Annotated in this window: 20 protein-coding genes; 11 read left to right on the top strand and 9 right to left on the bottom strand. The window is 65.3% G+C overall.

The features are described from left to right. Positions 1-123: 123 nt before the first annotated feature. Positions 124-1,104 carry a DUF1853 family protein gene (locus OGV19_RS16115; RefSeq protein ID WP_264309668.1) on the bottom strand — a complete coding sequence of 327 codons (981 nt, stop codon included), beginning with the start codon at positions 1,102-1,104 and terminating at the stop codon, positions 124-126. Positions 1,105-1,147: 43 nt separating this feature from the next. Between OGV19_RS16115 and OGV19_RS16110 the strand changes: the two genes are divergently transcribed. From OGV19_RS16110 to OGV19_RS16060, 11 genes are all read left to right on the top strand, one after another. Further along, positions 1,148-2,038, top strand: coding sequence for an NAD(+) kinase (locus OGV19_RS16110; protein ID WP_027596710.1), 891 nt, complete (start codon positions 1,148-1,150; stop codon positions 2,036-2,038). Further along, entirely contained in the window at positions 2,035-3,009 is a 975-nt protein-coding gene (locus OGV19_RS16105) for a metallophosphoesterase (RefSeq protein WP_264313955.1), read from the top strand. The genes OGV19_RS16110 and OGV19_RS16105 overlap by 4 nt, the downstream gene beginning before the upstream one ends. Then, positions 3,006-3,893: a rhomboid family intramembrane serine protease gene (locus OGV19_RS16100; protein ID WP_264309667.1), complete on the top strand. Its 888-nt coding sequence runs from the start codon at positions 3,006-3,008 to the stop codon at positions 3,891-3,893. Before OGV19_RS16105 ends, OGV19_RS16100 begins: the two co-directional genes overlap by 4 nt. A 14-nt stretch (positions 3,894-3,907) precedes the next feature. After that, on the top strand, positions 3,908-4,168 hold the full coding sequence (locus OGV19_RS16095) for a YeaC family protein (RefSeq protein ID WP_051099822.1): 261 nt from the start codon (positions 3,908-3,910) through the stop codon (positions 4,166-4,168). Further along, positions 4,165-4,995: a DUF2797 domain-containing protein gene (locus OGV19_RS16090; RefSeq protein WP_264309666.1), complete on the top strand. Its 831-nt coding sequence runs from the start codon at positions 4,165-4,167 to the stop codon at positions 4,993-4,995. The genes OGV19_RS16095 and OGV19_RS16090 overlap by 4 nt, the downstream gene beginning before the upstream one ends. A 13-nt stretch (positions 4,996-5,008) precedes the next feature. Continuing rightward, positions 5,009-7,666 carry an aminopeptidase N gene (gene pepN / locus OGV19_RS16085; RefSeq protein ID WP_264309665.1) on the top strand — a complete coding sequence of 886 codons (2,658 nt, stop codon included), beginning with the start codon at positions 5,009-5,011 and terminating at the stop codon, positions 7,664-7,666. Between the two features lie 248 nt (positions 7,667-7,914). After that, positions 7,915-8,955 (top strand): YCF48-related protein, encoded by a 1,041-nt coding sequence (locus OGV19_RS16080; protein WP_264309664.1) that lies wholly within the window; start codon positions 7,915-7,917, stop codon positions 8,953-8,955. 20 nt (positions 8,956-8,975) lie between these two features. Then, entirely contained in the window at positions 8,976-11,351 is a 2,376-nt protein-coding gene (locus tag OGV19_RS16075) for an efflux RND transporter permease subunit (RefSeq protein ID WP_264313954.1), read from the top strand. Between the two features lie 119 nt (positions 11,352-11,470). Beyond that, complete coding sequence (locus OGV19_RS16070) at positions 11,471-11,761, top strand: DUF5629 family protein (protein ID WP_264309663.1); 291 nt, start codon at positions 11,471-11,473, stop codon at positions 11,759-11,761. Further along, positions 11,727-12,857 carry a lactonase family protein gene (locus OGV19_RS16065; protein WP_264309662.1) on the top strand — a complete coding sequence of 377 codons (1,131 nt, stop codon included), beginning with the start codon at positions 11,727-11,729 and terminating at the stop codon, positions 12,855-12,857. Before OGV19_RS16070 ends, OGV19_RS16065 begins: the two co-directional genes overlap by 35 nt. A 148-nt stretch (positions 12,858-13,005) precedes the next feature. Next, the gene (locus tag OGV19_RS16060; RefSeq protein WP_264309661.1) at positions 13,006-13,185 is read left to right on the top strand and encodes a hypothetical protein; all 180 of its coding nucleotides are present in this window, start codon (positions 13,006-13,008) and stop codon (positions 13,183-13,185) included. 71 nt (positions 13,186-13,256) lie between these two features. Here OGV19_RS16060 and OGV19_RS16055 read toward each other — a convergent pair whose 3' ends face one another. From OGV19_RS16055 to OGV19_RS16020, 8 genes are all read right to left on the bottom strand, one after another. Then, the gene (locus OGV19_RS16055; RefSeq protein ID WP_264309660.1) at positions 13,257-13,850 is read right to left on the bottom strand and encodes a glutathione S-transferase; all 594 of its coding nucleotides are present in this window, start codon (positions 13,848-13,850) and stop codon (positions 13,257-13,259) included. Next, positions 13,847-17,491 (bottom strand): AAA family ATPase, encoded by a 3,645-nt coding sequence (locus OGV19_RS16050; RefSeq protein WP_264309659.1) that lies wholly within the window; start codon positions 17,489-17,491, stop codon positions 13,847-13,849. Before OGV19_RS16050 ends, OGV19_RS16055 begins: the two co-directional genes overlap by 4 nt. Continuing rightward, positions 17,488-18,726, bottom strand: a complete 1,239-nt coding sequence (locus OGV19_RS16045) for an exonuclease SbcCD subunit D C-terminal domain-containing protein (protein ID WP_264309658.1) — start codon at positions 18,724-18,726, stop codon at positions 17,488-17,490. Before OGV19_RS16045 ends, OGV19_RS16050 begins: the two co-directional genes overlap by 4 nt. 426 nt (positions 18,727-19,152) lie before the next feature. Then, entirely contained in the window at positions 19,153-20,787 is a 1,635-nt protein-coding gene (locus OGV19_RS16040; protein WP_264309657.1) for a BatD family protein, read from the bottom strand. After that, positions 20,784-22,502: a vWA domain-containing protein gene (locus OGV19_RS16035; RefSeq protein ID WP_264309656.1), complete on the bottom strand. Its 1,719-nt coding sequence runs from the start codon at positions 22,500-22,502 to the stop codon at positions 20,784-20,786. The genes OGV19_RS16040 and OGV19_RS16035 overlap by 4 nt, the downstream gene beginning before the upstream one ends. Then, on the bottom strand, positions 22,499-23,575 hold the full coding sequence (locus OGV19_RS16030) for a vWA domain-containing protein (protein WP_264309655.1): 1,077 nt from the start codon (positions 23,573-23,575) through the stop codon (positions 22,499-22,501). Before OGV19_RS16030 ends, OGV19_RS16035 begins: the two co-directional genes overlap by 4 nt. Continuing rightward, positions 23,568-24,062 (bottom strand): DUF4381 domain-containing protein, encoded by a 495-nt coding sequence (locus OGV19_RS16025; protein ID WP_264309654.1) that lies wholly within the window; start codon positions 24,060-24,062, stop codon positions 23,568-23,570. The genes OGV19_RS16030 and OGV19_RS16025 overlap by 8 nt, the downstream gene beginning before the upstream one ends. After that, positions 24,059-25,003 (bottom strand): DUF58 domain-containing protein, encoded by a 945-nt coding sequence (locus OGV19_RS16020; protein WP_264309653.1) that lies wholly within the window; start codon positions 25,001-25,003, stop codon positions 24,059-24,061. Before OGV19_RS16020 ends, OGV19_RS16025 begins: the two co-directional genes overlap by 4 nt. Positions 25,004-25,006 lie beyond the last annotated feature (3 nt).

Raw genomic sequence — 25,006 nt, 5'->3', positions numbered from 1 at the left:
TTGTGTTGCCTGTACCGGCCTCTTCGCGGGCAAGCCCGCTTCCACAGGTGCCCCACTGCTTTCAAGGGCAGTGCTGTACCTGTGGGCGCGGGCTTGCCCGCGAAGAGGCCGGTACGAGCAGAATCATCGCTTGGGCAAAAGTGGCCAGCCATCAGCCACCAGAAACACCCGCTCCATTTCTTGCCAGGCACCGTCGGCTTCCTGTTCCAGCCTGACCAGCATCTGCGCCGGCGCATGCTCATCCAGCCCTGCCAGCCAGGCCCCGAACTGCGCCGCCGTCCAGCACTCATCGGCCTCGGCCCGCGTGGGTGCCAGCCAGGCATTGCGTGGCAAGGGCTGCCAGCGTTCACCTGTGGCCAGTGACCAATCCCGCCGCCGCAACCAGCGCCCGCGCAGGTGCAGCGGGTTGGCGCCTTCAGGCGGGTCTGCAGCCCCAGGCCATGGGTAGAACAGGTAACCCGCCAGCCACAGGTGCGCCTGCACCTGATGAACGCCAAGCCCGCCCAGCGCCGCACGGCTCTGGGCGTCACTGGACATGGGCAACTGATGCCCGGCCAGATGCGCCAGCTTGCTGCCCAGGCGGTCGTGGCACCCCGGCCCGAGCCATTGCGCCGGGTCTCGGCCATCGCCGTGGGTGGGCCCCAGGTAAAGTTTGATCGCCAGCTCCAGGTGGTGGGTGCCGTCGGCGTCGCGCAGCAGGATGTCCAGTTCGCCCAGCGTGCGCCCACCTTCGCGGATCGCCAGGTTGGCCGCCAGCAACTCGATACCCGGCGCCTGAGCCAGGGCGAACTGCCAGAGGCTTTCGTAATAAAGCCCCAGGCGCCGACTGGTCAGCCTTGCCAGCCTATCGCGCAGCGGCTGGTCATCGGCATCCAGCGCCTGCAACCAGGCTTTCAGGCGCTGCGGCTCATCCGCCCAGTCACTGCCTGCCAACGGGTGGCGCTGGGGGCAGGGCGGGGCGCTCAGCAAGGGGGGAGACAGCAGTGTCCAGGCCAGGTCGCGCACGGCAGGGCGGCGCAACTGGCGGGGTACGTCGTGGAGTTCGGCGAAAGGCATCATCCAGCGAGCATAGCCGGTTTGCCGCTGCCCGGTCGTTTCGCCCATAATCGACCCATAGTCACCCGCCGCAGAGCCTCGCAGGAGCCCCATGGAGCAATTTCGCAATATCGGTATCATCGGACGCCTTGGCAGCTCGCAGGTGCTCGACACCATTCGCCGACTGAAAAAATTCCTCCTCGAGCGCCACCTGCATGTGATCCTCGAGGACACCATCGCTGAAGTCCTGCCCGGCCATGGCCTGCAGACGTCCACGCGCAAGCTGTTGGGCGAGGTCTGCGACCTGGTCATCGTCGTCGGCGGTGACGGCAGCCTGCTCGGCGCCGCCCGCGCCCTGGCCCGGCACAACATTCCGGTGCTCGGCATCAACCGCGGCAACCTGGGCTTTCTGACCGACATCCGCCCTGACGAGCTGGAAGAAAAGGTCGCCGAAGTGCTCGACGGTCACTACCTGGTGGAAAACCGCTTCCTGCTGCAAGCCGAAGTGCGCCGCCACCACGAGGCCATCGGCCAGGGCGATGCGCTCAATGACGTGGTCCTGCACCCTGGCAAGTCGACGCGGATGATCGAGTTCGAGATCTACATCGATGGCCAGTTCGTCTGCAGCCAGAAGGCCGACGGCCTGATCGTCGCCACCCCGACCGGCTCGACCGCCTATGCGTTGTCGGCTGGCGGCCCGATCATGCACCCCAAACTCGACGCCATCGTCATCGTGCCGATGTACCCGCATACCTTGTCGGGTCGGCCGATTGTGGTCGACGGCAACAGCGAGCTGAAGATCGTCGTGGCCAAGGACCTGCAGATCTACCCGCAGGTGTCGTGTGACGGCCAGAACCACTTCACCTGCGCCCCTGGCGACACCATCACGGTGAGCAAGAAGCCGCAGAAGCTGCGCCTGATCCACCCGCTGGACCACAATTACTACGAAGTGTGCCGTACCAAACTCGGCTGGGGCAGCCGCCTTGGAAGCAGGGACGACTGATGCTCGATCCGGCGCGAAGTTTCGACATCATCGGTGACGTGCATGGCTGTGCGCTGACCCTTGAACGCTTGCTCGACGCCCTCGGTTACAAACGTGTGGCCGGCGTCTGGCGTCACCCGCGGCGCCAGGCATTGTTCCTGGGCGACATCGTCGACCGCGGCCCGCGTATCCGCGAGGCCTTGCACATCGTGCATGACATGGTCGAGGCCGGTCAGGCGTTCTGCATCATGGGCAACCATGAATACAACGCCTTGGGCTGGGTCACCCCGGCGCTGCCCGGTAGCGGCAGGGCGCATGTGCGCGAACACACGCCACGCCACGCCCGGCTGATCGACGAGACCCTGACCCAGTTCGCCCACCACCCCGGCGACTGGCATGACTTCGTCAACTGGTTCTATGAGTTGCCGCTGTTCGTCGACGCTGGGCGTTTCCGTTTGGTGCATGCCTGCTGGGACCCACGGCTGATCGAGCCGCTGCGCCAGCAGTACCCGGACGGGCGTATCGACGAGCATTTCATCCAAGCCTCGGCAGTGCCTGGCAGTTTCGCCGCCACCGTGTGCAATCGCCTGCTGCGGGGCACCGACATGCGCCTGCCGGACGGCCTGACCCTGACCGGCGGCGATGGCCTGACCCGCGCCTTCTTCCGCACCAAGTTCTGGGAAGAAGACCCGCAAACCTATGGTGACATCGTGTTCCAGCCCGATGCCCTGCCGGAGGAAGTCGCCAGCACGCCACTGAGCCATATCCAGAAGAACGCCTTGCTGCGCTACGCCGAGGATGAGCCCTTGCTGTTCGTCGGCCATTACTGGCGCAGCGGGCGGCCGGCGCCGATCCGCGACAACCTGGCCTGCCTAGACTACAGCGCGGTGCTCTACGGCAAGCTGGCAGCCTATCGGCTGGATGATGAAACCCGTATCGACCCGCACAAGTTCGTCTGGGTCGACGTCGACCGCCCACAGGCCAATCAATGAACATAATCGAAGTGATGCGCCTGCCGCTGTCGGTCGACCTCAGCGGCTTCGTCCACCTGCTGCAACGCCTGCAGGTGCCGCACCGGGTCAGCGAAGAAGGTGAGGTCCAGGTCCTGTGGGCCCCGGACACGCTGGCCCAGGACGTGCTGCAACTCTACCAGCGCTATCCCGACGGTAACGCCGACCTTGAGCTTGCGCAGGCCCCTGCGGGGGCGGCTTTACCCGCGAATGCGCCCACACAGCCCTCCCTGAAGGACCAGATAAAAGCCTGCAAGGTCACCGCCGCGATCCTGCTGCTGTGCTTCATCGTTGCCGGCCTCACGGGCCTTGGCGAAAACTTCTCGACCATCGGCTGGTTCACCTTCCTCGATTTCCGCGTGCAGGGCGACTACCTGTACTTCACCCCACTGGCCCAGGGCCTCGCCGAAGGCCAGTGGTGGCGCCTGGTATCGCCCATGCTGCTGCATTTCGGCGTGCTGCACCTGGCCATGAACAGCCTGTGGTACTGGGAGCTGGGCAAGCGCATCGAACTGCGCCAGGGCCGGTGGCTACTGCTGGGCCTGACCCTGCTGTTCAGCCTGGTGTCCAACCTGGCCCAGCACTACACCAGTGGCCCGAGCCTGTTCGGCGGCCTGTCCGGTGTGCTCTACGGGCTGCTCGGGCATATCTGGCTGTACCAGTGGCTGGCGCCCAACCCGCATTTCAACCTGCCCAAGGGCGTGCTGGTGATGATGCTCATCTGGCTGGTGGTGTGCCTGACCGGGGTGGTCGGCCAGCTCGGCTTCGGCCAAATCGCCAACGCCGCCCACGTCGGCGGGCTGCTCATCGGATGCCTGACAGGGCTCTTGGGCGGCGGCATGGCCCGGCGTAAACTGTCGGCTTGAATTATGGAGACGCTATGTCCACTTTCGCGCAAATGATCGAAAACATTACCCCCGAGATCTACGAGAGCCTGAAAACGGCCGTAGAAATCGGTAAATGGTCCGACGGCCGCAAGCTCACTGCCGAGCAGAAAGAACTGTCACTGCAGGCAGTGATCGCCTGGGAAATGAAAAACCTCCCCGAAGATCAGCGTACCGGCTACATGGGCCCGCAGGAGTGCGCGTCGAAGTCCGCGCCGATCGCTAACATTCTGTTCAAGTCGGACTCGGTACATTGATCGAACTCGCTCGTGGCTCTTTGAGCAAGATGGCGGTAAGCCTGGAAGCACCGCTGGTGCAGTACAGCTTTCGTCTGGATGACACGCAGGTGCCGGTCAACCCAATGATCGGCCAGCGCCTGCGTCTGGAATACCTCGGCGCCATTCACTGCAGCCATTGCGGCAAGCGCACCAAGACCAGCTTCAGCCAAGGCTACTGCTACCCGTGCATGACCAAGCTGGCCCAGTGCGACGTGTGCATCATGGCCCCGGAACGTTGCCACTATGACGCCGGCACTTGCCGCGAACCGTCCTGGGGCGAGCAGTTCTGCATGACCGACCACGTGGTCTACCTGGCCAACTCATCAGGGGTCAAGGTCGGCATCACCCGCGCCACCCAACTGCCCACCCGCTGGCTTGACCAGGGTGCCAGCCAGGCGCTGCCGATCATGCGCGTGGCCACCCGCCAACAGTCGGGCCTGGTCGAAGACGTGCTGCGCAGCCAGGTACCTGACCGCACCAACTGGCGCGCACTGCTCAAGGGCGACGCCGAAGCGCTGGACCTGGTGGCCATTCGTGAACAGATCTTCGACGCCTGTGCCGACGGCCTGCGCGAACTGCAAGCGCGCTTTGGCCTGCAGGCGATCCAGCCGCTGCCGGATGCCGAAGTGGTGCAGATGCGTTACCCGGTCGAGGCCTACCCGACGAAGATCGTCAGCTTCAACCTGGACAAGAACCCGGTGGTGGAAGGTACGCTGCTGGGCATCAAGGGCCAGTACCTGATCTTCGACACCGGCGTGATCAATATTCGCAAGTACACGGCCTACCAGATGGCCGTGCTCCAGTAAAAAGGACCTGCACATGCGTACCGAACAACCGCAAGTGATCTACCTCAAGGACTACCAGGCGCCCGAGTACCTGATCGACGAGACGCACCTGACCTTCGAGCTGTTCGAGGACCACACCCTGGTCCATGCGCAACTGGTCATGCGCCGCAACCCGGCACGTGGTGCCGGTCTGCCGCCGTTGGTGCTCGACGGCCAGCAGCTTGAGCTGCTGCGTGCTTCGCTGGACGATGTCGAGCTGCAGGCGAGCGATTACCAGCTCGAAGCCGACAGCCTGACCGTGCACCCCACGGCCGAGCGCTTCACCCTCGACACCAGCGTGAAGATCCACCCCGAGAGCAACACCGCGCTGGAAGGCCTGTACAAGTCCGGCACGATGTTCTGCACCCAGTGCGAGGCCGAGGGCTTCCGCAAGATCACCTACTACCTCGACCGCCCTGACGTGATGAGCACCTTCACCACCACGGTGATCGCTGAGCAGCATCATTACCCGGTGCTGCTGTCCAACGGCAACCCGATCGGCAGCGGGCCGGCCGAAGACGGCCGCCACTGGGCGACCTGGGAAGACCCGTTCATGAAGCCGGCGTACCTGTTCGCGCTGGTGGCCGGTGACCTCTGGTGCGTCGAGGACAGTTTCACGCGCCAGTCCGGCCGCGACGTGACCCTGCGCATCTACGTCGAGCCCGAGAACATCGACAAGTGCGACCACGCCATGGTCAGCCTGAAGAAGTCCATGCGCTGGGATGAAGAAGTCTATGGCCGTGAGTACGACCTGGACATCTTCATGATCGTCGCGGTCAACGACTTCAACATGGGCGCCATGGAAAACAAGGGCCTGAACATCTTCAACTCCAGCTGCGTGCTGGCCCGCGCCGAAACCGCCACCGACGCCGCCCACCAGCGTGTCGAAGGCGTGGTCGCTCACGAGTACTTCCACAACTGGTCGGGCAACCGCGTCACCTGCCGCGACTGGTTCCAGCTGTCGCTCAAGGAAGGCTTCACGGTGTTCCGCGACGCCGAGTTCAGCGCCGACATGAACTCGCGCACGGTCAAGCGCATCGAGGACGTCGCTTACCTGCGCACCCATCAGTTCGCCGAAGACGCCGGCCCCATGGCCCACCCGGTGCGCCCGGACAGCTTCATCGAGATCTCCAACTTCTACACCCTCACCGTGTACGAGAAGGGGGCCGAAGTGGTGCGCATGGTCCGCACCCTGCTGGGCGCAGAGGGCTTCCGCAAGGGCAGCGACCTGTACTTTGAACGCCATGATGGCCAGGCGGTGACCACCGACGATTTCATCAAGGCCATGGAAGATGCCAACGGCGTCGACCTGACCCAGTTCAAGCGCTGGTACAGCCAGGCGGGCACGCCGCGTTTGGAGGTCAGCGAAGCCTATGACGCGGGTACCCAGGCCTATAGCCTGACTTTCCGCCAGAGCTGCCCGCCGACCCCGGACAAAGTCGAAAAGCTGCCATTCGTGATCCCGGTCGAGTTGGGCCTGCTGGATGCTGCAGGCAACGACCTGCCGCTGCGCCTGGCGGGTGAGGCCGCGGCTGGCGGCACCAGCCGTGTGCTGTCGGTGACCGAGGCCGAGCAGACCTTCACCTTCGAAGGCCTCACGGCCAAGCCGCTGCCCTCGCTGCTGCGGGGCTTCAGTGCGCCGGTGAAGCTGAGCTTCCCTTACGACCGCGACCAACTGATGTTCCTGATGCAACACGACAGCGATGGTTTCAACCGCTGGGAAGCTGGCCAGCAGTTGTCTGTTCAGGTGCTGCAGGAACTGATCGGCCAGCATCAGCGTGGCGAAGCGCTGAAGCTTGACCCGCGCCTGATCACTGCGTTGGGCACTGTGCTGGGCAACGCGTCGCTGGACGCTGCCATGGTCGCCGAGATGCTGTCGCTGCCGGGCGAGGCCTACCTCACTGAGATCAGCCAGGTGGCCGATGTCGATGCCATCCACGCCGCCCGCGAGTTCGCCCGCCAGCAGATCGCCGAGCAGCTGTTCGATGGCCTGTGGGCCCGCTACCAGGCGCACCGCGAGGTCTCGCGCACAACCGCTTACGTCGCCGCAGCCGAGCACTTCGCCCGCCGTAGCCTGCAGAACATCGCGCTGTCGTACCTGATGCAGAGCGGCAAGCCGCAGGTGCTGGAGGCGACGCTGGAGCAGTTCGACCAGTGCGATAACATGACCGAACGCCTGACCGCCCTGGCGGTACTGGTCAACTCGCCGTTCGAGGCCGAGCGGGCCAAGGCGCTGGAGACCTTCGCCGAGCACTTCAAGGACAACCCGCTGGTCATGGACCAGTGGTTCAGCGTGCAGGCCGCCAGCTCGCTGCCGGGCGGGCTGGCGCGGGTCAAGGCGCTGATGCAGCACCCGGCGTTCACCTTGAAGAACCCGAACAAGGTGCGGGCGCTGGTCGGTGCGTTCGCTGGGCAGAACCTGGTCAACTTCCATGCGGCCGATGGCTCGGGCTATCGCTTCCTGGCGGACTTGGTGATCGAGCTCAATGCGCTGAACCCGCAGATTGCCTCGCGTCAACTGGCACCGCTGACCCGCTGGCGCAAGTATGACGCTGCGCGTCAGGCGTTGATGAAGGGTGAGCTGGAGCGGATTCTGGCTTCCGGGTCGCTGTCCAGTGATGTGTATGAAGTGGTGAGCAAGAGCCTGGCTTGAGTTCCCCATAGCCTGAACTGGCCCTTTCGCGGGACAAGCCCGCTCCCACAGGTACTGCGCAACACCTGTGGGAGCGGGCTTGTCCCGCGAAGCTTTTGGGCGGTTAACAAAACATAACGTCCCGCTCGTTGTATTCCCGCAACCTTCCCCGCTACGATCCCCTCAAGCTATTGCAGGCCTCTACCACAGGCTTTTCGCAGTACCTGCAAGGCATTGACCCACTAAGAAGAACACAACAGGGGACAGTCATGAGGGAGCAGCTAATGGCGCAGACCAGGCGTGGAGCCTGGCCGCTGGCCGCCGGTGCGATGCTGGCGCTGGCATTGGGCATGTGGACAGGCAGTGTCGAAGCCGCTGCCGCCGACGAATACTCGACCGAATCGGCCCAGGCCAGCCAGAGCCTGCTGATCGATGCTGCCCAGGCCGGCAAGCGCCTGGTAGTGGTCGGTGATCGCGGGCACATCCTGTTCTCCGACGACCAGGGCAAGACCTGGACCCAGGCCCGGGTACCCACCCGGCAACTGCTCACCGCCGTGTTCTTCCTCGACGACAAACGCGGCTGGGCGGTCGGCCATGACGCGCAGATCCTCGCCAGCACCGATGGCGGCGCGACCTGGAGCAAGCAGTTCGAAGACCTCTCCCGTGAAGCCCCGTTGCTTGATGTCACCTTCCTCGACGCCCAGCATGGCTTTGCCGTGGGCGCCTATGGCGCACTGCTGGAAACCACCGACGGCGGCCAGCACTGGCAGGACGTCGCCGAGCGGCTGGACAACGCCGACCAGTTTCACCTCAACGGCATTGCCGTAATCAAGGACGCCGGCCTGTTCATCGTTGGCGAGCAGGGCAGCATGTTCCGCTCCAGCGACAACGGCCAGAGCTGGTCCAAGGTCGAGGGCCCCTATGAGGGCTCGCTGTTCGGCGTGATCGGCACCGCCCAGCCACGGACGCTGTTGGCCTACGGCCTGCGCGGCAACCTGTTCCGTTCTACCGACTTCGGCGATAGCTGGCAGCCGATCGAGCTCAAGGCCGCGCGCGGCGCCCTCGAATTCGGCCTGGCAAGCGCTACGCTTGTCGATGATGGCAACGTGGTGCTGGTCGGTAACGGCGGCAGTGTGTTGCGCAGCCATGACGACGGGCAGACCTTCAGCGTCTATAACCGTGCCGACCGCATTGCCCTGGCCGGCGTCACTGGCCTGACCACGGGCGGCTTGCTGCTGGTGGGGCAGGGCGGCGTGCACCTGGCCACCGCCGAAGGTGGCGACCAAGCTGCCAAGGAGCCACGTCCATGACCAGCAGGGAGAGCATCACCATGCACCCGCATCACCAGGACAAGGCTACGCTGCTCGAACGCCTGATCTTCAACAACCGCCCCGTGGTCATCGCCCTGTGCGTGCTGGTCAGCATCTTCCTGTTCTGGCAGGCCACGCAGATTCGCCCCTCGACCAGTTTCGAGAAGATGATCCCGCTCGAACACCCATTCATCGAGCAGATGATGGAGCACCGCAACGACCTGGCCAACCTTGGCAACACCGTGCGAATTTCGGTGGAGGCGGTCAACGGTGACATCTTCGACAAGGACTACATGGAGACCCTGCGCCAGATCCATGACGAGGTGTTCTATATCCCCGGTGTCGATCGCGCCGGGCTGAAGTCGCTGTGGAGCCCCAGCGTGCGCTGGACCGAGGTGACCGAAGAAGGCTTCTCCGGTGGCGAGGTGATCCCCAATACCTACAACGGCTCGGCCGAAAGCCTCGACGCGTTGCGCGACAACGTGCTCAAGTCCGGCCAGGTGGGGCGCCTGGTGGGTAACAACTTCAAGTCCAGCATCGTCGATGTGCCGTTACTGGAGAGCTACCCCGACCCGCAGGACCAGGGTAAGCAGGTCAAGCTCGACTACCAGCAGTTCTCGCACCAGCTTGAAGAAAAGATCCGCGACAAGTTCCAGGCGCAGAACCCCAACGTGAAGATTCATATCGTCGGCTTCGCCAAAAAAGTCGGCGACCTGATCGACGGCCTGGTGATGGTGGCGTTGTTCTTCGGCGTGGCCCTGGGCATCACCTGGGTGCTGCTGTACTGGTTCACCTGGTGCATCCGCAGCACCATTGCCGTGCTCATCACCACCCTGGTGGCGGTGGTCTGGCAACTGGGGTTGATGCATGCGGTGGGCTTCGGCCTGGACCCGTACTCGATGCTGGTGCCCTTCCTGATCTTTGCCATCGGCATTTCCCACGGGGTGCAGAAGATCAACGGCATCGCCCTGCAGTCGAGCGACGCCGACAATGCCCTGACCGCTGCCCGGCGCACCTTCCGCCAACTGTTCCTGCCGGGGATGATCGCCATCCTCGCCGACGCGGTGGGCTTCATCACCCTGCTGATTATCGACATCGGGGTCATCCGCGAGCTGGCCATCGGCGCTTCGATCGGTGTGGCGGTGATTGTCTTTACCAACCTCATTTTGCTGCCGGTGGCGATTTCCTACGTCGGCATCAGCAAGAAGGCCGTCGAGCGCAGCAAGAAGGATGCGACCCGCGAGCACCCGTTCTGGCGCCTGCTGTCGAACTTCGCCAGTGCCAAAGTGGCGCCGGTGTCTGTTGCCTTGGCCCTGGTGATGTTCGCCGGTGGCCTCTGGTACAGCCAAAACCTGAAAATCGGCGACCTCGACCAGGGCGCGCCGGAACTGCGCCCGGACTCGCGCTACAACCAGGACAACAACTTCATCATCAGCAACTACTCGACCAGCTCGGACGTGCTGGTGATCATGGTCAAGACGCCGTCGGAAAGTTGCTCGATCCACTCGACCATGGCACCGATAGACGAGCTGATGTGGACCATGGAAAACACCCCGGGCGTGCAGTCGGCGATCTCGTTGGTGACCGTGTCCAAGCAGGTGATCAAGGGCATGAACGAGGGCAGCCTGAAATGGGAGACCCTGTCGCGCAACCCGGACATCCTCAACAACTCCATCGCCCGCGCCGACGGCCTGTACAACGCCGATTGCTCGCTGGCGCCGGTGCTGGTGTTCCTCAACGACCACAAGGCCGAGACCCTGGAGCGGGTCACCGCCGCAGCCAAGGCCTTTGCCGACAGCCATAACAAGGAGGGCTTGCAGTTCCTGCTGGCGGCGGGCAACGCTGGGATCGAGGCGGCCACCAACGAGGTGATCAAGTCGGCCGAACTGACCATTCTGGTGCTGGTGTACATCTGCGTCGCGGTCATGTGCCTGATCACCTTCCGCTCGTTCGCGGCGACCCTGTGCATCGTCCTGCCGCTGGTGCTGACCTCGGTGCTGGGTAATGCGCTGATGGCCTACATGGGCATTGGTGTGAAGGTCGCGACGTTGCCGGTGGTGGCCTTGGGTGTGGGCATTGGCGTGGACTACGGCATCTACATCTACAGCCGTCTGGAAAGCTTCCTGCGCGCAGGCCTGCCGTTGCAGGAGGCTTATTACCAAACCCTGCGTTCGACCGGCAAGGCGGTGTTGTTCACCGGGTTGTGCCTGGCCATTGGCGTGTGCACCTGGATCTTCTCGGCCATCAAGTTCCAGGCCGACATGGGCCTGATGCTGACCTTCATGCTGCTGTGGAACATGTTCGGTGCGCTGTGGCTGCTGCCGGCGCTGGCGCGGTTCCTGATCAAGCCGGAGAAGATGGTGGGCAAGGAGGGCGGGTCTATTTTCGCCCATTGATTGCAGGGGGCCGCTTTGCGGCCCCACAGTAGGTGCAGCTCTTCAGGTAGGCGCTGTACTTGTGGGAGCGGCAGCAGCCCCAGGGTTATAATGCCGCCACATTTCAAATTGGTACCCCCATGTCCCCCCTCGCCACCGCCCTCGCATCCTGCGACATGCTGCTGATCGATGGCCTGCACGCCTTCGACTTCACGTCCAACGAAACCGGCCTCACCGTCGAATGCATGGATGGCCGCCAGCTCCGTCGCTGGGCCTTCACCCCCGAACAGGTCGCCGCCGCCATTGCCAGCGGTGACGAGTGGCAGCTAAACGATGCCCAGGGCGAGCATCGTCTAGTCTGTATGAGTGCCTTTCGCGCCCCGGATGAAGACCACGATGAACCGGACCTGGACGAGCCTGCTGACCGCTAGCCTCATGACCCTGACCCTCAACGCCCAGGCTGCCACACTGCTGGTGGGCAGCTACACCGATGGTGCGAGCCAAGGTATCTACCGTTACCAGTTCGACAGCAAGAGCGGCCATATCGACCCCACGCCGCAGCAGGTGGTCAAGAGCGTCAGCCCCTCCTGGTTGGTGCTCTCGGCCGACCAGCGCCAACTGTTTGCGGTCAACGAAACCGCGCAGGGCCACGTCAGCAGTTTCAGCCTGAGCAGCAAGGGCCAGATCAAACCGCTGAACCAGGTGGCCACCCGGGGCGACGAGCCAACCCACGCCAGCCTCAGTCGTGACCAGCGCTACCTGTTCGTTGCCAACTACGCTGTCCAGCCAAACCCCGGCGGCAGCCTGGTGGTGATCCCGGTGGCCAAGGACGGCAAGCTCAAGGATGTGGTGCAGCAGGCCCGGCACACACCAAGCGGCGTAAATCCCGAACGCCAGGCCGGTGCCCATGTGCACTCGCTGGTGCTGTCGCCGGATGGCCAGCACCTGTATGCCTGCGACCTGGGCGCCGACAAGGTGTTTATCTATCGCTACGATGGCGCCAGCGCGGACCATCCGCTGACCCCGGCAATTCCCGCTTCGGTGGCCTTGCCGCCGGGCAGCGGCCCGCGCCACCTGCTGTTCGACGCCAAGGGGCGACACGCTTACCTGACCCTGGAAATGAGCGCCGAGGTGGTGATGTTCGATGTCCAGGACGGCAACCTCGTCGAGCGTCAGCGCCTGCCGCTGACGCAGAGCCAGGAGGCTGCGGCCAAGGCGGCTGGCGGCTTGCACCTGTCGGCGGATGGGCGTTTCCTGTATGTGAGCAATCGCGGCACGGCCAACGAGATCGTGGCGTTCAGCGTGGGCAAGGACGATGGCCAGTTGGCGTTGTTGCAGCGCCGTTCGGTCGAGGGCGATCACCCTCGGGAATTTGCCCTCGACCCTAGCGACAACTTCCTCCTGGTAGCCAACCAGAAGAGCAACCAGATCGTGGTCATGCGCCGCGACCCGCGTACTGGCGAGCTCGGTGATACGGTACAGACGCTGACCCAGGATGCGCCGTCGGACTTGAAATTCATCGAGTGACGATCTCAAGGGCTGTCTCAAGCGACTATCGATCAGCGTGATAATGGTTACTGTCGCAATGAATTTCTAGGCGCGACCTTGGCGGCGTAAGTTTGACCCAAGGCCCAGAAGGGCCAACGTCAAACCACCGCAGTCGAGGTCAGCCCACATGAACTTCAATCTCTTCCCGGTCATCGCCGCATCCGCCATTTCCGCTTCGGTCGTGCTGCCAGCGCATGCCCATGCTGACAACAGCAGCAAGGCGTCCGCTACCCACAGCTATACCGAGCAGTACCTGCGTCAGAGCGCGAATTTTTATGCGGCGTTGAGTGGCAAGCACAGTCACTGACACGCCTGTGAGCACTGAACCTGTGGGAGCGGGCTTGCCCACTCCCACAGGTTTCGCGCCGAGTCTGATAGCTATCGCGCCATTACCGCCTTGAACAGGTCCGACGCCAGCCACCCCTCCAGCCAGCTCCGCACCCGCGGATAAGCCGCCTCGGCGAACCACTGCGGTTCGACCCCGGCAAACTGGCGCATCAGGGGCAGCAAGGCGGCATCGGCCAGGCTCGGGTGATCGGCCAGCAGGTAAGCACGCCCTTCGAGCAAGCCTTCGAGCTCTACCAACCAAGCTTCAGCCTGCTGGCGGTAGTGCTCGCGGGTATGTTCGGGGTAACGCTCGGCGTACTTGTACAGGTTCACCTGCGCCTTGAACGTGCTGTCGTTACGGGCGATCAGCGCCTCGGCCTGTTGCGCCGCCGCAGGGTTGGCCAGTAGCCGCCAATCCTGTGGGTCGTTGCGTTGCAGCGCCCAGCGCATGATGTCCAGGCTCTCCTCCAACACGCCCGCACCGGTATCCAGCACCGGCACCGTGCCCTTGGGCGACAAGGCCAGTAGTGCGGCGGGCTTGTTCTTCATCGCCACTTCCTCGATCTGCACCTCGCACCCGGCGTAGCGCAGGGCCAGGCGCGCGCGCATGGCCCAGGGGCAGCGGCGGAACGAGTAGAGGATCACCCGCACACCTCGACGTCGCTCAGGCCGTTGCCCTGGCGGCGCACCTGGATCTGCACCGGAATGCGTTCATGCATCTCTTGCACGTGGGAGATCACCGCGACCTTGCGCCCTTGTGCCTGCAGGCCGTCGAGGGCATCCATGGCCAGTTGCAGCGACTCAGGGTCGAGGCTGCCAAAGCCTTCGTCGATGAACAGCGATTCGATACGCAGGGTGCTCGACGCCATCGACGCCAGGCCCAGGGCCAGGGCCAGCGAGACCAGGAAGGTTTCACCCCCTGACAGCGAATGCACCGAGCGCAGCTCATCGCCCATCTCGGTGTCCAGCACCAGCAGGCCGAGGGCGCTGCCGCCACGCTTGAGGCGATAACGACGCGCCAGCTGACGCAACTGGCTGTTGGCATGGTGCAGCAGCAGGTCGAGGTTGTAACCCTGGGCGATCTTGCGGAAGACGTCGCCGGAGGCCGAACCGATCAATGCATTGAGGCGCGCCCAGCGCTGCCATTGTTGGTGGGCCTGTTCGATTTCCTCAGCCAGCGCCTGGTACGCCTGTTGGCGGCGCTGGTCCTCAGCCTGGGCGGCGCGCAGTTCGGCGCACTGCTGCTCATGGTTGGCGAGCAATTGACGCAGTTCAGCGAGGGACTGCTCCAGCGCCTCGGCCGTGGCCACGACGCTGGCTTGCGCGGCATGTTGCTGCAGCCGCTGTGCGCGTTCCTGCAACAGCACGCGGCCTTGTTCGATAGCCTTTTGCGCCGCTTGCAGGCACTGGCGCAGTTCGCCCACGTGCGCATCGTCCATGGCCAACAGGCGGTCGAGGCCGCTGTCGTCGAGCTCGGGGTGTTCGGCGCGCCATTGGGCGATTTCACCCTGCAGTTGCTGGTGTTCGTGTTCCAGCGTCTGCTGGCGGGCGAGGTTGGCCTTGAGTTCGCCGGCCAGTTGCAGGGCTTGCGTACGGGCCTGTTGCAAGCGCTCGGCGGTCTCGGCTTCGCCTGCGCGGGCTTGCTCCACCTGTTGCTCCAGTTGGCGCTGCCAGTCTTCGGCGCGCGCGTGTTCGCCCAACAGCGCGGCCAGTGCGGCGCGGGCCTTGGCCATCTGCTCGGCCAACCCGCTGATCTGCTGTTGCAGTTCCTGCTGGCGTTGGACGCGGGTTTGCTGCTGGTCGTGCAGGCGCTCCAGTTGTTGCAGGCGTTGCTGTTGTTCGTGCAGTTCGTCCTTCTGCTGGTCCAGCTGTTGCTGGCGCTGGGCGATCTGCTGGTCGAGGCTGAGGAACGCGTGCGCCGGCTCATCGCGCAGGGCCTGCAGCACAGGGGGCGGTAGCAAGGTCGCGAAATCGGCCAGGGCCTGTTCGAGGCGCTCCTGGTCGGCGGCCAGGGCCTGGTGCTGCTGGTCCAGGCGGCGTTGCGCCTGCTGTTGGGCTTCGCTGGCGTTTTGCAGTTGCTGGTTGAGGCGGGCAGCGTCTCTTTGCAGGGTCAGCAGGGTGGCCTGGCGTTGTTCGTCGCGACCGATTTCCTGGTCGAGGCGGCGCAGCTGGCTGTCCAGCCAGGCACTGCGGGCCTTTTCGTCATGGGCACTGAGGGCGGGCCACAAGGCGTGGGCGGCCAGTTGCTCGGCCAACGGCTGCAACTGCTCGTTCAGTTGCCCCTGCTGGTGCTGATACTCCTTGATCTGGCCATTGACCACACCCACCTGGGTGCGCAGCTCGATCAGGCGGGTGTTGAATTGCTCAACCTGCGCCAGGGCCGTGGCTTCCTCGGCCTGGTCATGCCGGCCAAGGCTCTGCAGCAACGCTTCGGGCTGATGGAACGGGTGTTCTGCGCTGCCGCATACCGGGCACGGTTCGCCATCGCGCAACTGCGCCCGCAGTTCCTCGACGCTGGTGTTGCGGGCCAGGCGCTGACGTTCCAGCAGTTGCCGGGTCAGTGTCAGCGCCTGCTCGGCGGCCTCCAGCTCGGCCTTGGCGGCGGTGCCTTCGCCAATCAGTTGCTGGCGTTGCTGCAGGGCCTGTTGCTGGCGTTCGCGCAGCGAGTGGATAGCCTGTTGCAGCTCTTGCTCGCGGCCATGCAGGCGGGACAGTTCTTCCACGGCGCGTTGTTGCTTGCGGTTTTCCTGCAGCATGCCACCCAGCAGGTCGAGCTGCTCGGCCAGGGCCTGGGGCTCTGCTGCGGCCTCGCGGAACAGCACCTCAAGGGCGTCGCGCTGTTCCTGCAGTTGCGCATTGGCCTGGCTGGCCTGGGCCTGCAGCCCCGGCAGTTCTTCACGGCCGTGGTTCAGGCGGTTGCCGATCTGCAGCAACTGTTGCAGTTGCGGGCGATAGGCCTGCCAGGCGTTGGTGAGGGCGGCCAGGGGGGTACTTTCGGCCAGGGCCGCGTCAATCTGCACCAGTTGCTGCTGGCCGCGCTGCTGCTGTTCTTCAAGCTGCTGCAGCTGTTGTTGCAGCTCGGCGGCAGCCAGGTCGGCCTGCTGGCCGGTCTCGCGAACTTTACCCAGTTCCTGTTCCAGGCGGGTGAGGGTGTCTTGCTCGGCGAACGCCTGGCGCAAGCGCGGGGCGTTTTCGCCCTGGCTGGCCTGGGCCTGGGTCAGCGCTTGGCGTGCGGCTTCGAGTGCCTGCTCAAGTTCGCCGGTACGGCCTTGCAGGTCGTTTTGCTGGCGCTGTTGTTCGCTGACCGCGCTGGCCAGTGGCGCGAGCTGCGCCGCCAAGGCCTGCTGACGGTGGAACTGGTGGCGCTGGGGCGCCAGGCGATCCAGGCGTTGCAGGTCCAGGCGCTGTTCGGCCAGTTGCTCCCAGGCCTGTTCAGCGGCGTGCAGGGTTGCGCTGGCTTCGGCCCGCTGAACCTGCAACTGGCACTGTTCATTGAGCCAGGCACGTTGTTGTTCCAGCTGGCGCTCACGCGCCTGGTCGGCCTTGAACTGCTGCTGCGCCTGCTCCAGGCGCTGGTCGAGTTCGGCGCGGGCTTCGGTGAGCATGGGCAGCAGGTGGCTGGCACGGTCTTTCAGGGCATTGTGCGTTTCGCCGGCCTCGCGGGCCTTGCTGAAGGCGCGCTGGCCAAGGCGGGTGTAGATCGCCGTGTTGGTGAGCTTTTCCAGCAGCTCGCTGCGTTCCTTGTCGTCGGCCTTGAGGAAGGCGCCGAACTCGCTCTGGGCCAGCATCACCGCACGGGTGAACTGCTCGAAGTTAAGGCCCAGGCGTGCTTCGACCAGTTGCTTGTATTCATTCTTGCCGCTGGCCAGGACCTGCTCGCTGTCCAGGTCATAGAAGCTCTGGCGGCTGTGTTGCAGCTTGCCGTTGGCCTTGTCACGGGCGCGGTTGGCTTCCCAGCGGGCGCGGTAGCGACGGCCATCGATGCCGACGAAGTCGACTTCGGCAAAGCCGCTGCCCGTGCCCCGGCGCACCAGGTTACGCGGGTCGGAAGTCGGAATTTCGCCGTCGGCGTCCGGCACCTTGGCTTCGCGGCCGATGTCGTTGAGCCGCGGGACGGTGCCGAACAGGGCCAGGCACAGGGCATCGAGCAGCGTGCTTTTGCCGGCACCGGTAGGCCCGGTGATGGCGAACAGGCCGGCGCTGGCCAGGGGTTCGGCGGTGAAATCGATGTCGATCGGGCCGGCCAGGGATGCCAGGTTCTTCAGGCGGATGGCGAGAATCTTCATGGCTGTTCCTCTTCCAGCTGGACGTCCTGCAGCAGCAGGGCGAAGTCGGCCAGGGCCTGTTCATCGGCGGGGTTGCCGTAGGCCTGTTCCCAGGCGCGGCTGAACAGGTCCTGCGGGGTCATCTGGGACAGTTCGACGAACGCCAGCGCGTCGTCCTCGGCACTGGCGCGCCCGGCGTATTCGGCGCCGATGCGGATCAGCCGCACGGCCTTGCCCTGCAGGGCGCCTTCGATCTGCTGGCGCAGGTCGGGCTGCGGTTCGTCCAGCACCACGCGCACTTCGAGCCAGGGCTGGCGATTGGGGTCTTCGAGCAGGTCGATCACCGGCAGTTCGGCCAGTTGTTCGAGCAGCTCGCCGAGCGGCGCCGGGCCGATGCGCTGCAGGGCCACGGCGCGGGGCACCAGGCGCGGTTCGACGCTGACCAGCTCGGCGCCGTCCAGCTCCACCTCCAGCACTTGGTGGGGGTAGTTGATTTCGGCGAACGACAGCGGGATCGGCGAGCCGCTGTAGCGAATGCGTTCTTCGCGGTTGACCTTCTGCGGCTTGTGCAGGTGGCCCAGGGCGACATAGCTGATGGCCTTGTCGAACAGCTTGGCCGGCAAGGCTTCGGCATTGCCGATGATCAGGCTGCGCTCGGAGTCCTCCGACACCGCGCCCCCGGCCATGTGGGCATGGCTGATGGCGACCAGGGCCTGGTCCTTCTTGCGCTTTTGCTGGGCTGCGGCAATCAGTTGCTGGTGCACCTGGGTGATGCCTTGCAGGTAGTCGTCACCCAATTGCGGGCCGGTGACTTCCGCCGGGCGCAGGAAGGGCAGGGCCAGGCACCAGGCGCAGACCTTACCGCGGGCGTTGGTCAGCGGGATCAGCAGGCGCTCGGCATCCAGCTGGCCTTCGTCGAGCCAGTGCACACGGCCCAGGGCGTGGGTGCGCAGGCGGCGCATGAGCGCTGCAGGCAGTTCGATGCGGGAGCCGGAGTCGTGGTTGCCGGCGATCATCACGATGTCCAGCTTGGGCTGTTGCTCATGTGCCTGGACGATGAAGTCGTAGAGGCGTTCCTGGGCTTTTACCGGTGGGTTGACCGTGTCGAAGATGTCGCCAGCGATCAGCAGCGCATCCGGCTGGCGCAGGTGCAGCTGGCTGAGCAGCCAGTCGAGGAAGCAGGCGTGTTCGAAGTCGCGTTCCTGGCCGTGCAGGCTTTGGCCCAGGTGCCAGTCGGAGGTATGAAACAGACGCATGGATGACCTGTTGGTGTCGAGTCGAGCAAGCGGGGGCTTGGCTTGGATGGTGGGCGGTGCGCAGGGGGGTATGGTAACTCAATGGGGGGAGGGTGCATGTCGGGGGCGTGTGGGTGTGCATGTGCATGTCTTGAGTTTTGCAGCGCCTATCAGATCGAGCGCCGCCCGCGCGGCGCATCGCGACGCAAGGCCGCTCCCACATTTGTTTCGGGCCAATTACTTCTGTGACATGGGCGCGCGGCCCCTCGGTGCCCACCTTGATATCGAGACGGACAAACAAGGCGATCGCGCGCAGATTTCACAGGCCTCACTGGCCCGAAACAAATGTGGGAGCGGCCTTGCGTCGCGATGCGCCGCGCGGGCGGCGCTCGATCTGATAGGCGCAGAAAATGCCGCGCCAGCACCTCCAAACCCTATCCCCAATCCTTATTTCGGATACAACGGCGGCAAGCTCCCCGTTTCCCCCGAAGGCAGTAGCACCTGCTCGGCCGGCGGAATCGTCCCGATTGCCCGCCACAGATCCTCACCCTGCCAATACTGCCCACTCTCGCTATACAACGCCCCGTTCAACCCATCCAGCGCATCGGATAACGGCACGAAGCGCGCCGCCATCTCCGCCAGGGTCTGCGGTTGCTGGCGGGCCCAGGCGTCGAGCGCCTGGCGCGTGGCCTGGGGGTCGTTGGCCTGGCAGGCGCGCTTGAGGTCGTCCAGCAGGGTGCGTGGGCTGGGGCCCTGTTGCGCTGCGCGCAGCACTGCCGGTTGCGAACGTGCTCGCCACCACAAGGCGAAGCCGAGCAGCGTGGTCAGGGCCAGCACCAGCGTGGCCAGCTGCCAGGGCCATAGCAGGGCGTTGGCAGATCGGCTGTCGCCTACCGGGGTGTCGGCGCTCAGGGCCGGGTTGTCCTGCACGTCCAGGGTCCGCGCCGGCAGGCTGGTGTGCTCCAGGTGATCTTCGCGGGTGTTCCACCAGGACACTTCCAGCGCTGGCAAGGCCAACTCGCCACTGTGGGTCGGCACCAGGGCTTCGCGCTCTTCGCGGTTGGCGGTCATGCCGCGGTCGTTGATTTCGTTGCGCAGCAGCGGCTGGTCGGGGTAGCGGCGCAGGCCGGTGATTTCGGTAGCCGGCAGCGGTGGCAGCTGGGTGCTGGACAAACCGTCTGCGCGCAGGGTGATGTTGCGGGTGAGGGAATCGCCGATCTGCGTCTGCTGGCTGCCTGGGTCGGGGTTCCAGTGTTCTTCGAGGGACAGGCTGCGCGCAGGCAACCATGGCGCCCCGGCCGGCCAGGCCGCCGGAATCGGGCGCACGGACAGGCGCAGCGGCAGCGAGCTGACCTGGACCTGGCGGCCGGCACGGGGGGCGGCGGAGGGCGGCTGGTCGTTGTCGACACTGGCGGCGGCGGTGGCGCTAAAGGTCAGTGGAGGAACCTCAAGGCTGCCGCTCTGCTGCGGATAGACGGCGTAGCGGGTCTCGATCACCCCGTGGCGTACGCCGTTGATGTCCTTCTCGTAGGTGCGCGACTCGCCCAGTGGCTCGACCTTGGCGTTTTCCAGCTGCAGCGGGCTGAGGCTACTGTCGTCATACAGCGCCACCGAATGGTAGATGCGCAGGGTCAGTACAGCCTGGGCCTGGACGTAGACCTCGTTGCTGTCCAGGGTCGCCTCGATGAACACCTGGGAGGCGCTGTCCTGGCGGCTGGCATCGGCCTGCAGTACTTGCAGGTCGATGGCCTGGCTACGTGACTGGCCCAGCTGCAGTTCCGGGATGCGCAGGCTGCCGCTGCGCCGTGGCAGCAGGGTGATGATCCAGCGGGTGCTGGCGCGGGTCTCGCCGTCGAGGGTGTGCAGGCTGTTCAGCTGGCGTGTGCCTCGCACCTCGAAGTCGCCTTCCAGGGCACGCAGGTCGGGCTTGCCGAACTGGGTCACGTCCTGGCTTTCAAGGGTCAGCTCCAGGCTTTCGCCAGCCTCCAGGCGGGTACGGTCGACGCTGGCTTGCAGCATCGGTTCGGCCTGGGCCATCAAGGCCCATAAGAAACCGAGGAAAAAGACGCCGAAGCGACTCATCGTGGATTGTCCTGATGCAATTGCTGTTCATACCAGAATTTGCGCCGCAGCAGTTCCGCCGGGTTATCGGGGATCTCGCGCAGCCACTGTTCAAGGGCTTGACGCTGTTCGGCGTCAAGGCTGGTCGACACCGGGCGCTGGGGGGGCTGGATGACGTTGTCGTCGGCGCCCCCCTGATTGCCTGGTGTGGCCTGGCTGTTGTTGCTGCCTTCGCCGGGTGCTTCGGCGCTGGCGTGTTCGTCACTGCCGGGCGTGCCCTGGGCCGGGCTGCTGGCCGAACTGCTGTTGCCTTCGGTCTCGCTGCCGGGCGTGCCTTGGGCTTCGCTGCTGGCGGGTTGCTCTTGGGCCTTGGCTTCGCGCTGCTGCAGCAGTTGCTGGACCAGTGCCTGGTTGTCCAGTGCCGGTTTTAGGTCGGGTTGACGCTCCAGGGCTTGTTCGTAGGCGTCCAGGGCGGCTTCCAGTTCACCACTGCGGGCCAGGGCATTGCCTCGATTGTAGTGCGCTGCCGCCGTGTTGCCTTGGGAGAAGGCCTGGGCGGCACCGGCGTAATCACCGGCCTGGTACAGCGCCATGCCGCGCCATTGCGGGTCGTGGAAATGGCGCGCGGCACTGGCCGGGCGGTTTTGTTCGAGCAGGCGCTGGCCTTGCTGGTCGGGGCGCAGCCATAGGTCGTTGAACTCGAAGGCCTGGCTTGGCTGCGGCAGGGCCAGCAACAGCGGCAGGCAGAACAGCCAGCCGCGACGGCCGGCGCAGGCCGCCAGCAGCAACAGCGGAATCAGCAACCAGTAGCCCTGGTCGGCCCAGCTGTCCAGTTGCAAGGTCTGGCCGTCACTGCGCGAGGCACGCGGGCTGTCGAACAGGCCCAGGCCCCGCAGGTCGAGGTCGTCGATCCGGGCATTGCGGTAGCGCCCGCCGGTGCTGCTGACAAATGCCTTGAGGCTGGCGCTGTCCAGGCGTGGCAGCAGGATGCCGCCCTGCTCATCCTTGAGGAATTCGCCATTGGCCTGTCGCACCGGGGCGCCGTCACGGCTGCCGATGCCCAGCATCAGCAGGCTCGGGCCCTGGCGGCCAAGGGCTTGGACAATGCCCTGGCGCTCTGGCGCGGTGAGCGATGAGCCGATCAGCAGCAGGCGGCCTTGGCCCAGGCCGCTCTGGGCCAGCAAGGCCAGGCCTTTTTGCACCGCCAGGTCGGCGCGCTGGCCAGGTTTGGGCATGATCGAGGGGTCGATCGCCTCCAGCAGATTGCGCGTGGTGCCCAGGTCATCGGACAGCGGCACCAGGGTGTGGGCGGAGCCTGCGTAGACGATCAACGCGGTCTGGCTGTCGCGGCGGTGTTCGAGCAGGTCGAGGACCTTGCGCCGGGCCTGTTCCAGGCGGTTGGGGGGGCTGTCCTCGGCGAGCATCTGTGGGGTCAGTTCGAGCAGGATGACCAGTGGGTCGGCCGGGCGCTGCTGGCTTTCCTCCACGCGTTGCCAGCTCGGCCCCAGCAGGGCCAGTACCACCAGCGCCCAGGCCAGGCCCAGTGCTACCCAGGGCAGCTTGCTGGTGCTGCCGCTGCCGCCCCCGAGCAGCACGGCATGGAAGGCCGGTGGCAGGATCATCTGCCAGCGTCCGGCGCGTTTGCGCCGGTGCCAAAGCTTGAACAGCAGCCAGCCGAGCAGCGGCACGACCAGCAGCCAGAGGGGGCGCAACCATTGTGGCCAGAGTTCGATCATCGCCGTTTCCTCAGGCGCAGGCGTTTGAGGCGCTGGCGCCATTCCGGGTGCGGCTGCAGAAAACGCGGTTTGCGCAGCAAGCGCTGCAGCCGGTTGTCTGGCCATTGCACGGCCACCACCAGCAGCACACTGAGCAACAGCGCCAGGGCCAGTGGCCAGGCATACAGCGCCTTGGCGGTGCGCGCCTGGGTCGGTTGCTGGGCCACCGGTTCCAACTGGTCGAGGGCGTCGCCGATGGCGACCAGCTCGGCGCCGTCGTGGGCGCGGAAGTAGGCGCCGTGGGTTATCTCGGCGATTTCCTTGAGCGAGGCTTCGTCCAGGTCAAGGCTTGGGTTGAGCCCCAGCAGGCCGGGGGTGCCGCTGGCCTCGGGGTTGGCACCGATGCCGATGGCATAGATGCGCACGCCTTCCTGGGCGGCCAGGCGGGCGGCGGTCAGCGGGTGGATCTGCCCGCCGTTGTTGGCACCGTCGGTGATCAGCACCAGGACCCGGCTCTGTGCCGGACGCTCGCGCAGGCGTTTGACCGCAAGGCCGATGGCATCGCCGATGGCGGTGTTCTTGCCGGCGATGCCGATCTGCGCTTCGTCGAGGAAGGTGCGTACGGTACGCCGGTCGAAGGTCAGCGGCGCCTGCAAATAGGCCTGGCTGCCAAACAGGATCAGGCCAACCCGGTCGCCTTCCCGGTCCTGGAGAAAGTCGCCAAGCAGCGCTTTGACCAGGTCGAGGCGGCTGATTTCGTCGTTCTTCCACTGCATGTCGGGGAAGTCCATGGAGCCGGACACGTCCACCGCCACCAGCAGGTCGCGACCGCTGGCCGCCACTGGTACAGGGTCGCCGAGCCATTGCGGGCGAGCGGCTGCCAGCAGCAGCAGCAGCCAGATGACGACGAAAGGCGCTTGCTGGCGCCAGGTCGGCAGGTTCAGCCGCGCCCGGCGCCCGGCAAGGCCCTCCAGTTCATTCAGGAAACCCACCTTGAGCACCGGCTCACCACTGTCGGCGGCGGGCAGCACCAGGCGCGCCAGCCAGGGCAGCGGCAACAGGGCGAACATCCACGGCCAGGCCAGTTCAAACATGCTTGCGGATCCAGGTTTCGACGGCCTGGCTGAGCCCGACGATGGCTTTGTCGTCGAGCTTGCACTCAGGCTTGTAGGCGCCTTCGACCAGCACCATCCAGCGGGTCAGGCCGGCGGCCGGGCAGCGGTTGTCGAGAAATGCCAACCATTGGCGACCGTTGAGGGTATGGCTGTTGGCACCGGGGTAATGGCTGCGGCACAGGCGTTTGAGCAGGGCGTTGATCTGCTGCAGCCAGGCACCGGCGGGGGCGCCGTCATAGGGGCGTGGCAGGCGGGCGAGTTCGGCCAGGGCCGCCACGCGTACCGGGTCGAGCGGTTGCTCGGCGCGCACGATGCGGCGTTTGCCCGGGCGCCAACGGCGTATGCGCCACAGGCCCCAGGCAAGCAGCGGCAGCAGCGCCAGCAACACCCACCAACCCGGCGCCGGTGGCCACAGCCCGACTGCCTGCGGAGCAATCAGCGGGTTCAACTGGTCCAGCGGGTTCATTTACTGCTCCCCGGACGTTGAGCATTCAGGTACTCGCGCAGTTGCTCGATCATTTCGCTTTGTGTACTCAGCGGCATCAGCACCACGCGCAGCTTTTGCGCCATCAGCTCCCAACGCTCGATACGCGCCTCGGCCTGCTGGCGGTAAGCCTGGCGCAGGCTGGCGTCGAGGGTGTCGAGCTCCAGTTGCGCGCTGCGCTGGGCAAAGCGCAGCAGGCCGGCAGCGGGCAGGGCGTGGTCGAGCGGGTCGCTGACCGGCAGCAGCAGCAGGTCGCAGTGGCGCGACAGCATGGCCAGGTGTTGCTCGACCTGATCGGTCAGCGCACGCTCGTCGCAGATGACGATGGCCAGGCTGCCAGGGCGCAGCACTTCACGCGCGCGGCGCAGGGCCAGGCCAAGGCTGTCGGGCTGGGGCATGGCTTCGGTGTGCAGCGACTGGTTGACCTTGGCCAAGCGGTTGAGCAGCTGCAGCAGGCTCTGCTTGCTGCGCCGTGGCTTGATTTCGTGGTGTTCGTTGTCGCCGAACACCAGCCCGCCAATGCGGTCGTTGTGGCCCAGCGCGGCCCAGCCGAACAGCGCCGCGGCCTGGGCCGCCAGCACCGACTTGAACATCAGCCCCGAGCCGAAGAACAGCCGTTGGCTCTGCTCGACGAGAATGAAGATTGGCCGCTCACGCTCCTCGTGAAACAGCTTGGTGTGCGGCTCCTGGGTGCGTGCGGTGACCCGCCAGTCGATGTTGCGCACATCGTCGCCTGCCTGGTACACGCGCACCTGGTCGAAGTCCACACCGCGTCCGCGCAGTTTGGAATGGTGCAGGCCCACCAGCGGGCTGCGCTGGCCGGGCCGGGAAAACAGCTGGATTTCGCGCACGCGGTGGCGCATGTCGATCAGCTCGGCAAGGCCGATACGGATGCCGGGTTCGGCCAGCTGTGTGGTGGGCATGGG

This window comes from Pseudomonas putida (genome assembly GCF_025905425.1).
GTDB classification, from domain to species: Bacteria; Pseudomonadota; Gammaproteobacteria; order Pseudomonadales; family Pseudomonadaceae; genus Aquipseudomonas; species Aquipseudomonas putida_AF.
The sequence above is the reverse complement of the archived record's forward strand: the minus strand, read 5'-3'. Positions and strand labels throughout refer to the sequence as shown.

Bases quoted from the DNA above. Each gene is read 5' to 3' on its own strand.
- OGV19_RS16025 (WP_264309654.1), bottom strand. From the start codon at position 24,062: ATGAACCCGCTGGACCAGTTGAACCCGCTGATTGCTCCGCAGGCAGTC.
- OGV19_RS16045 (WP_264309658.1), bottom strand. From the start codon at position 18,726: ATGCGTCTGTTTCATACCTCCGACTGGCACCTGGGCCAAAGCCTGCAC.
- OGV19_RS16110 (WP_027596710.1), top strand. From the start codon at position 1,148: ATGGAGCAATTTCGCAATATCGGTATCATCGGACGCCTTGGCAGCTCG.
- OGV19_RS16050 (WP_264309659.1), bottom strand. From the start codon at position 17,491: ATGAAGATTCTCGCCATCCGCCTGAAGAACCTGGCATCCCTGGCCGGC.
- OGV19_RS16060 (WP_264309661.1), top strand. From the start codon at position 13,006: ATGAACTTCAATCTCTTCCCGGTCATCGCCGCATCCGCCATTTCCGCT.
- OGV19_RS16100 (WP_264309667.1), top strand. From the start codon at position 3,006: ATGAACATAATCGAAGTGATGCGCCTGCCGCTGTCGGTCGACCTCAGC.
- OGV19_RS16040 (WP_264309657.1), bottom strand. From the start codon at position 20,787: ATGAGTCGCTTCGGCGTCTTTTTCCTCGGTTTCTTATGGGCCTTGATG.
- OGV19_RS16035 (WP_264309656.1), bottom strand. From the start codon at position 22,502: ATGATCGAACTCTGGCCACAATGGTTGCGCCCCCTCTGGCTGCTGGTC.
- OGV19_RS16115 (WP_264309668.1), bottom strand. From the start codon at position 1,104: ATGGGCGAAACGACCGGGCAGCGGCAAACCGGCTATGCTCGCTGGATG.
- OGV19_RS16070 (WP_264309663.1), top strand. From the start codon at position 11,471: ATGTCCCCCCTCGCCACCGCCCTCGCATCCTGCGACATGCTGCTGATC.
- OGV19_RS16030 (WP_264309655.1), bottom strand. From the start codon at position 23,575: ATGTTTGAACTGGCCTGGCCGTGGATGTTCGCCCTGTTGCCGCTGCCC.
- OGV19_RS16020 (WP_264309653.1), bottom strand. From the start codon at position 25,003: ATGCCCACCACACAGCTGGCCGAACCCGGCATCCGTATCGGCCTTGCC.
- pepN (WP_264309665.1), top strand. From the start codon at position 5,009: ATGCGTACCGAACAACCGCAAGTGATCTACCTCAAGGACTACCAGGCG.
- OGV19_RS16080 (WP_264309664.1), top strand. From the start codon at position 7,915: ATGAGGGAGCAGCTAATGGCGCAGACCAGGCGTGGAGCCTGGCCGCTG.
- OGV19_RS16075 (WP_264313954.1), top strand. From the start codon at position 8,976: ATGCACCCGCATCACCAGGACAAGGCTACGCTGCTCGAACGCCTGATC.
- OGV19_RS16095 (WP_051099822.1), top strand. From the start codon at position 3,908: ATGTCCACTTTCGCGCAAATGATCGAAAACATTACCCCCGAGATCTAC.
- OGV19_RS16065 (WP_264309662.1), top strand. From the start codon at position 11,727: ATGAACCGGACCTGGACGAGCCTGCTGACCGCTAGCCTCATGACCCTG.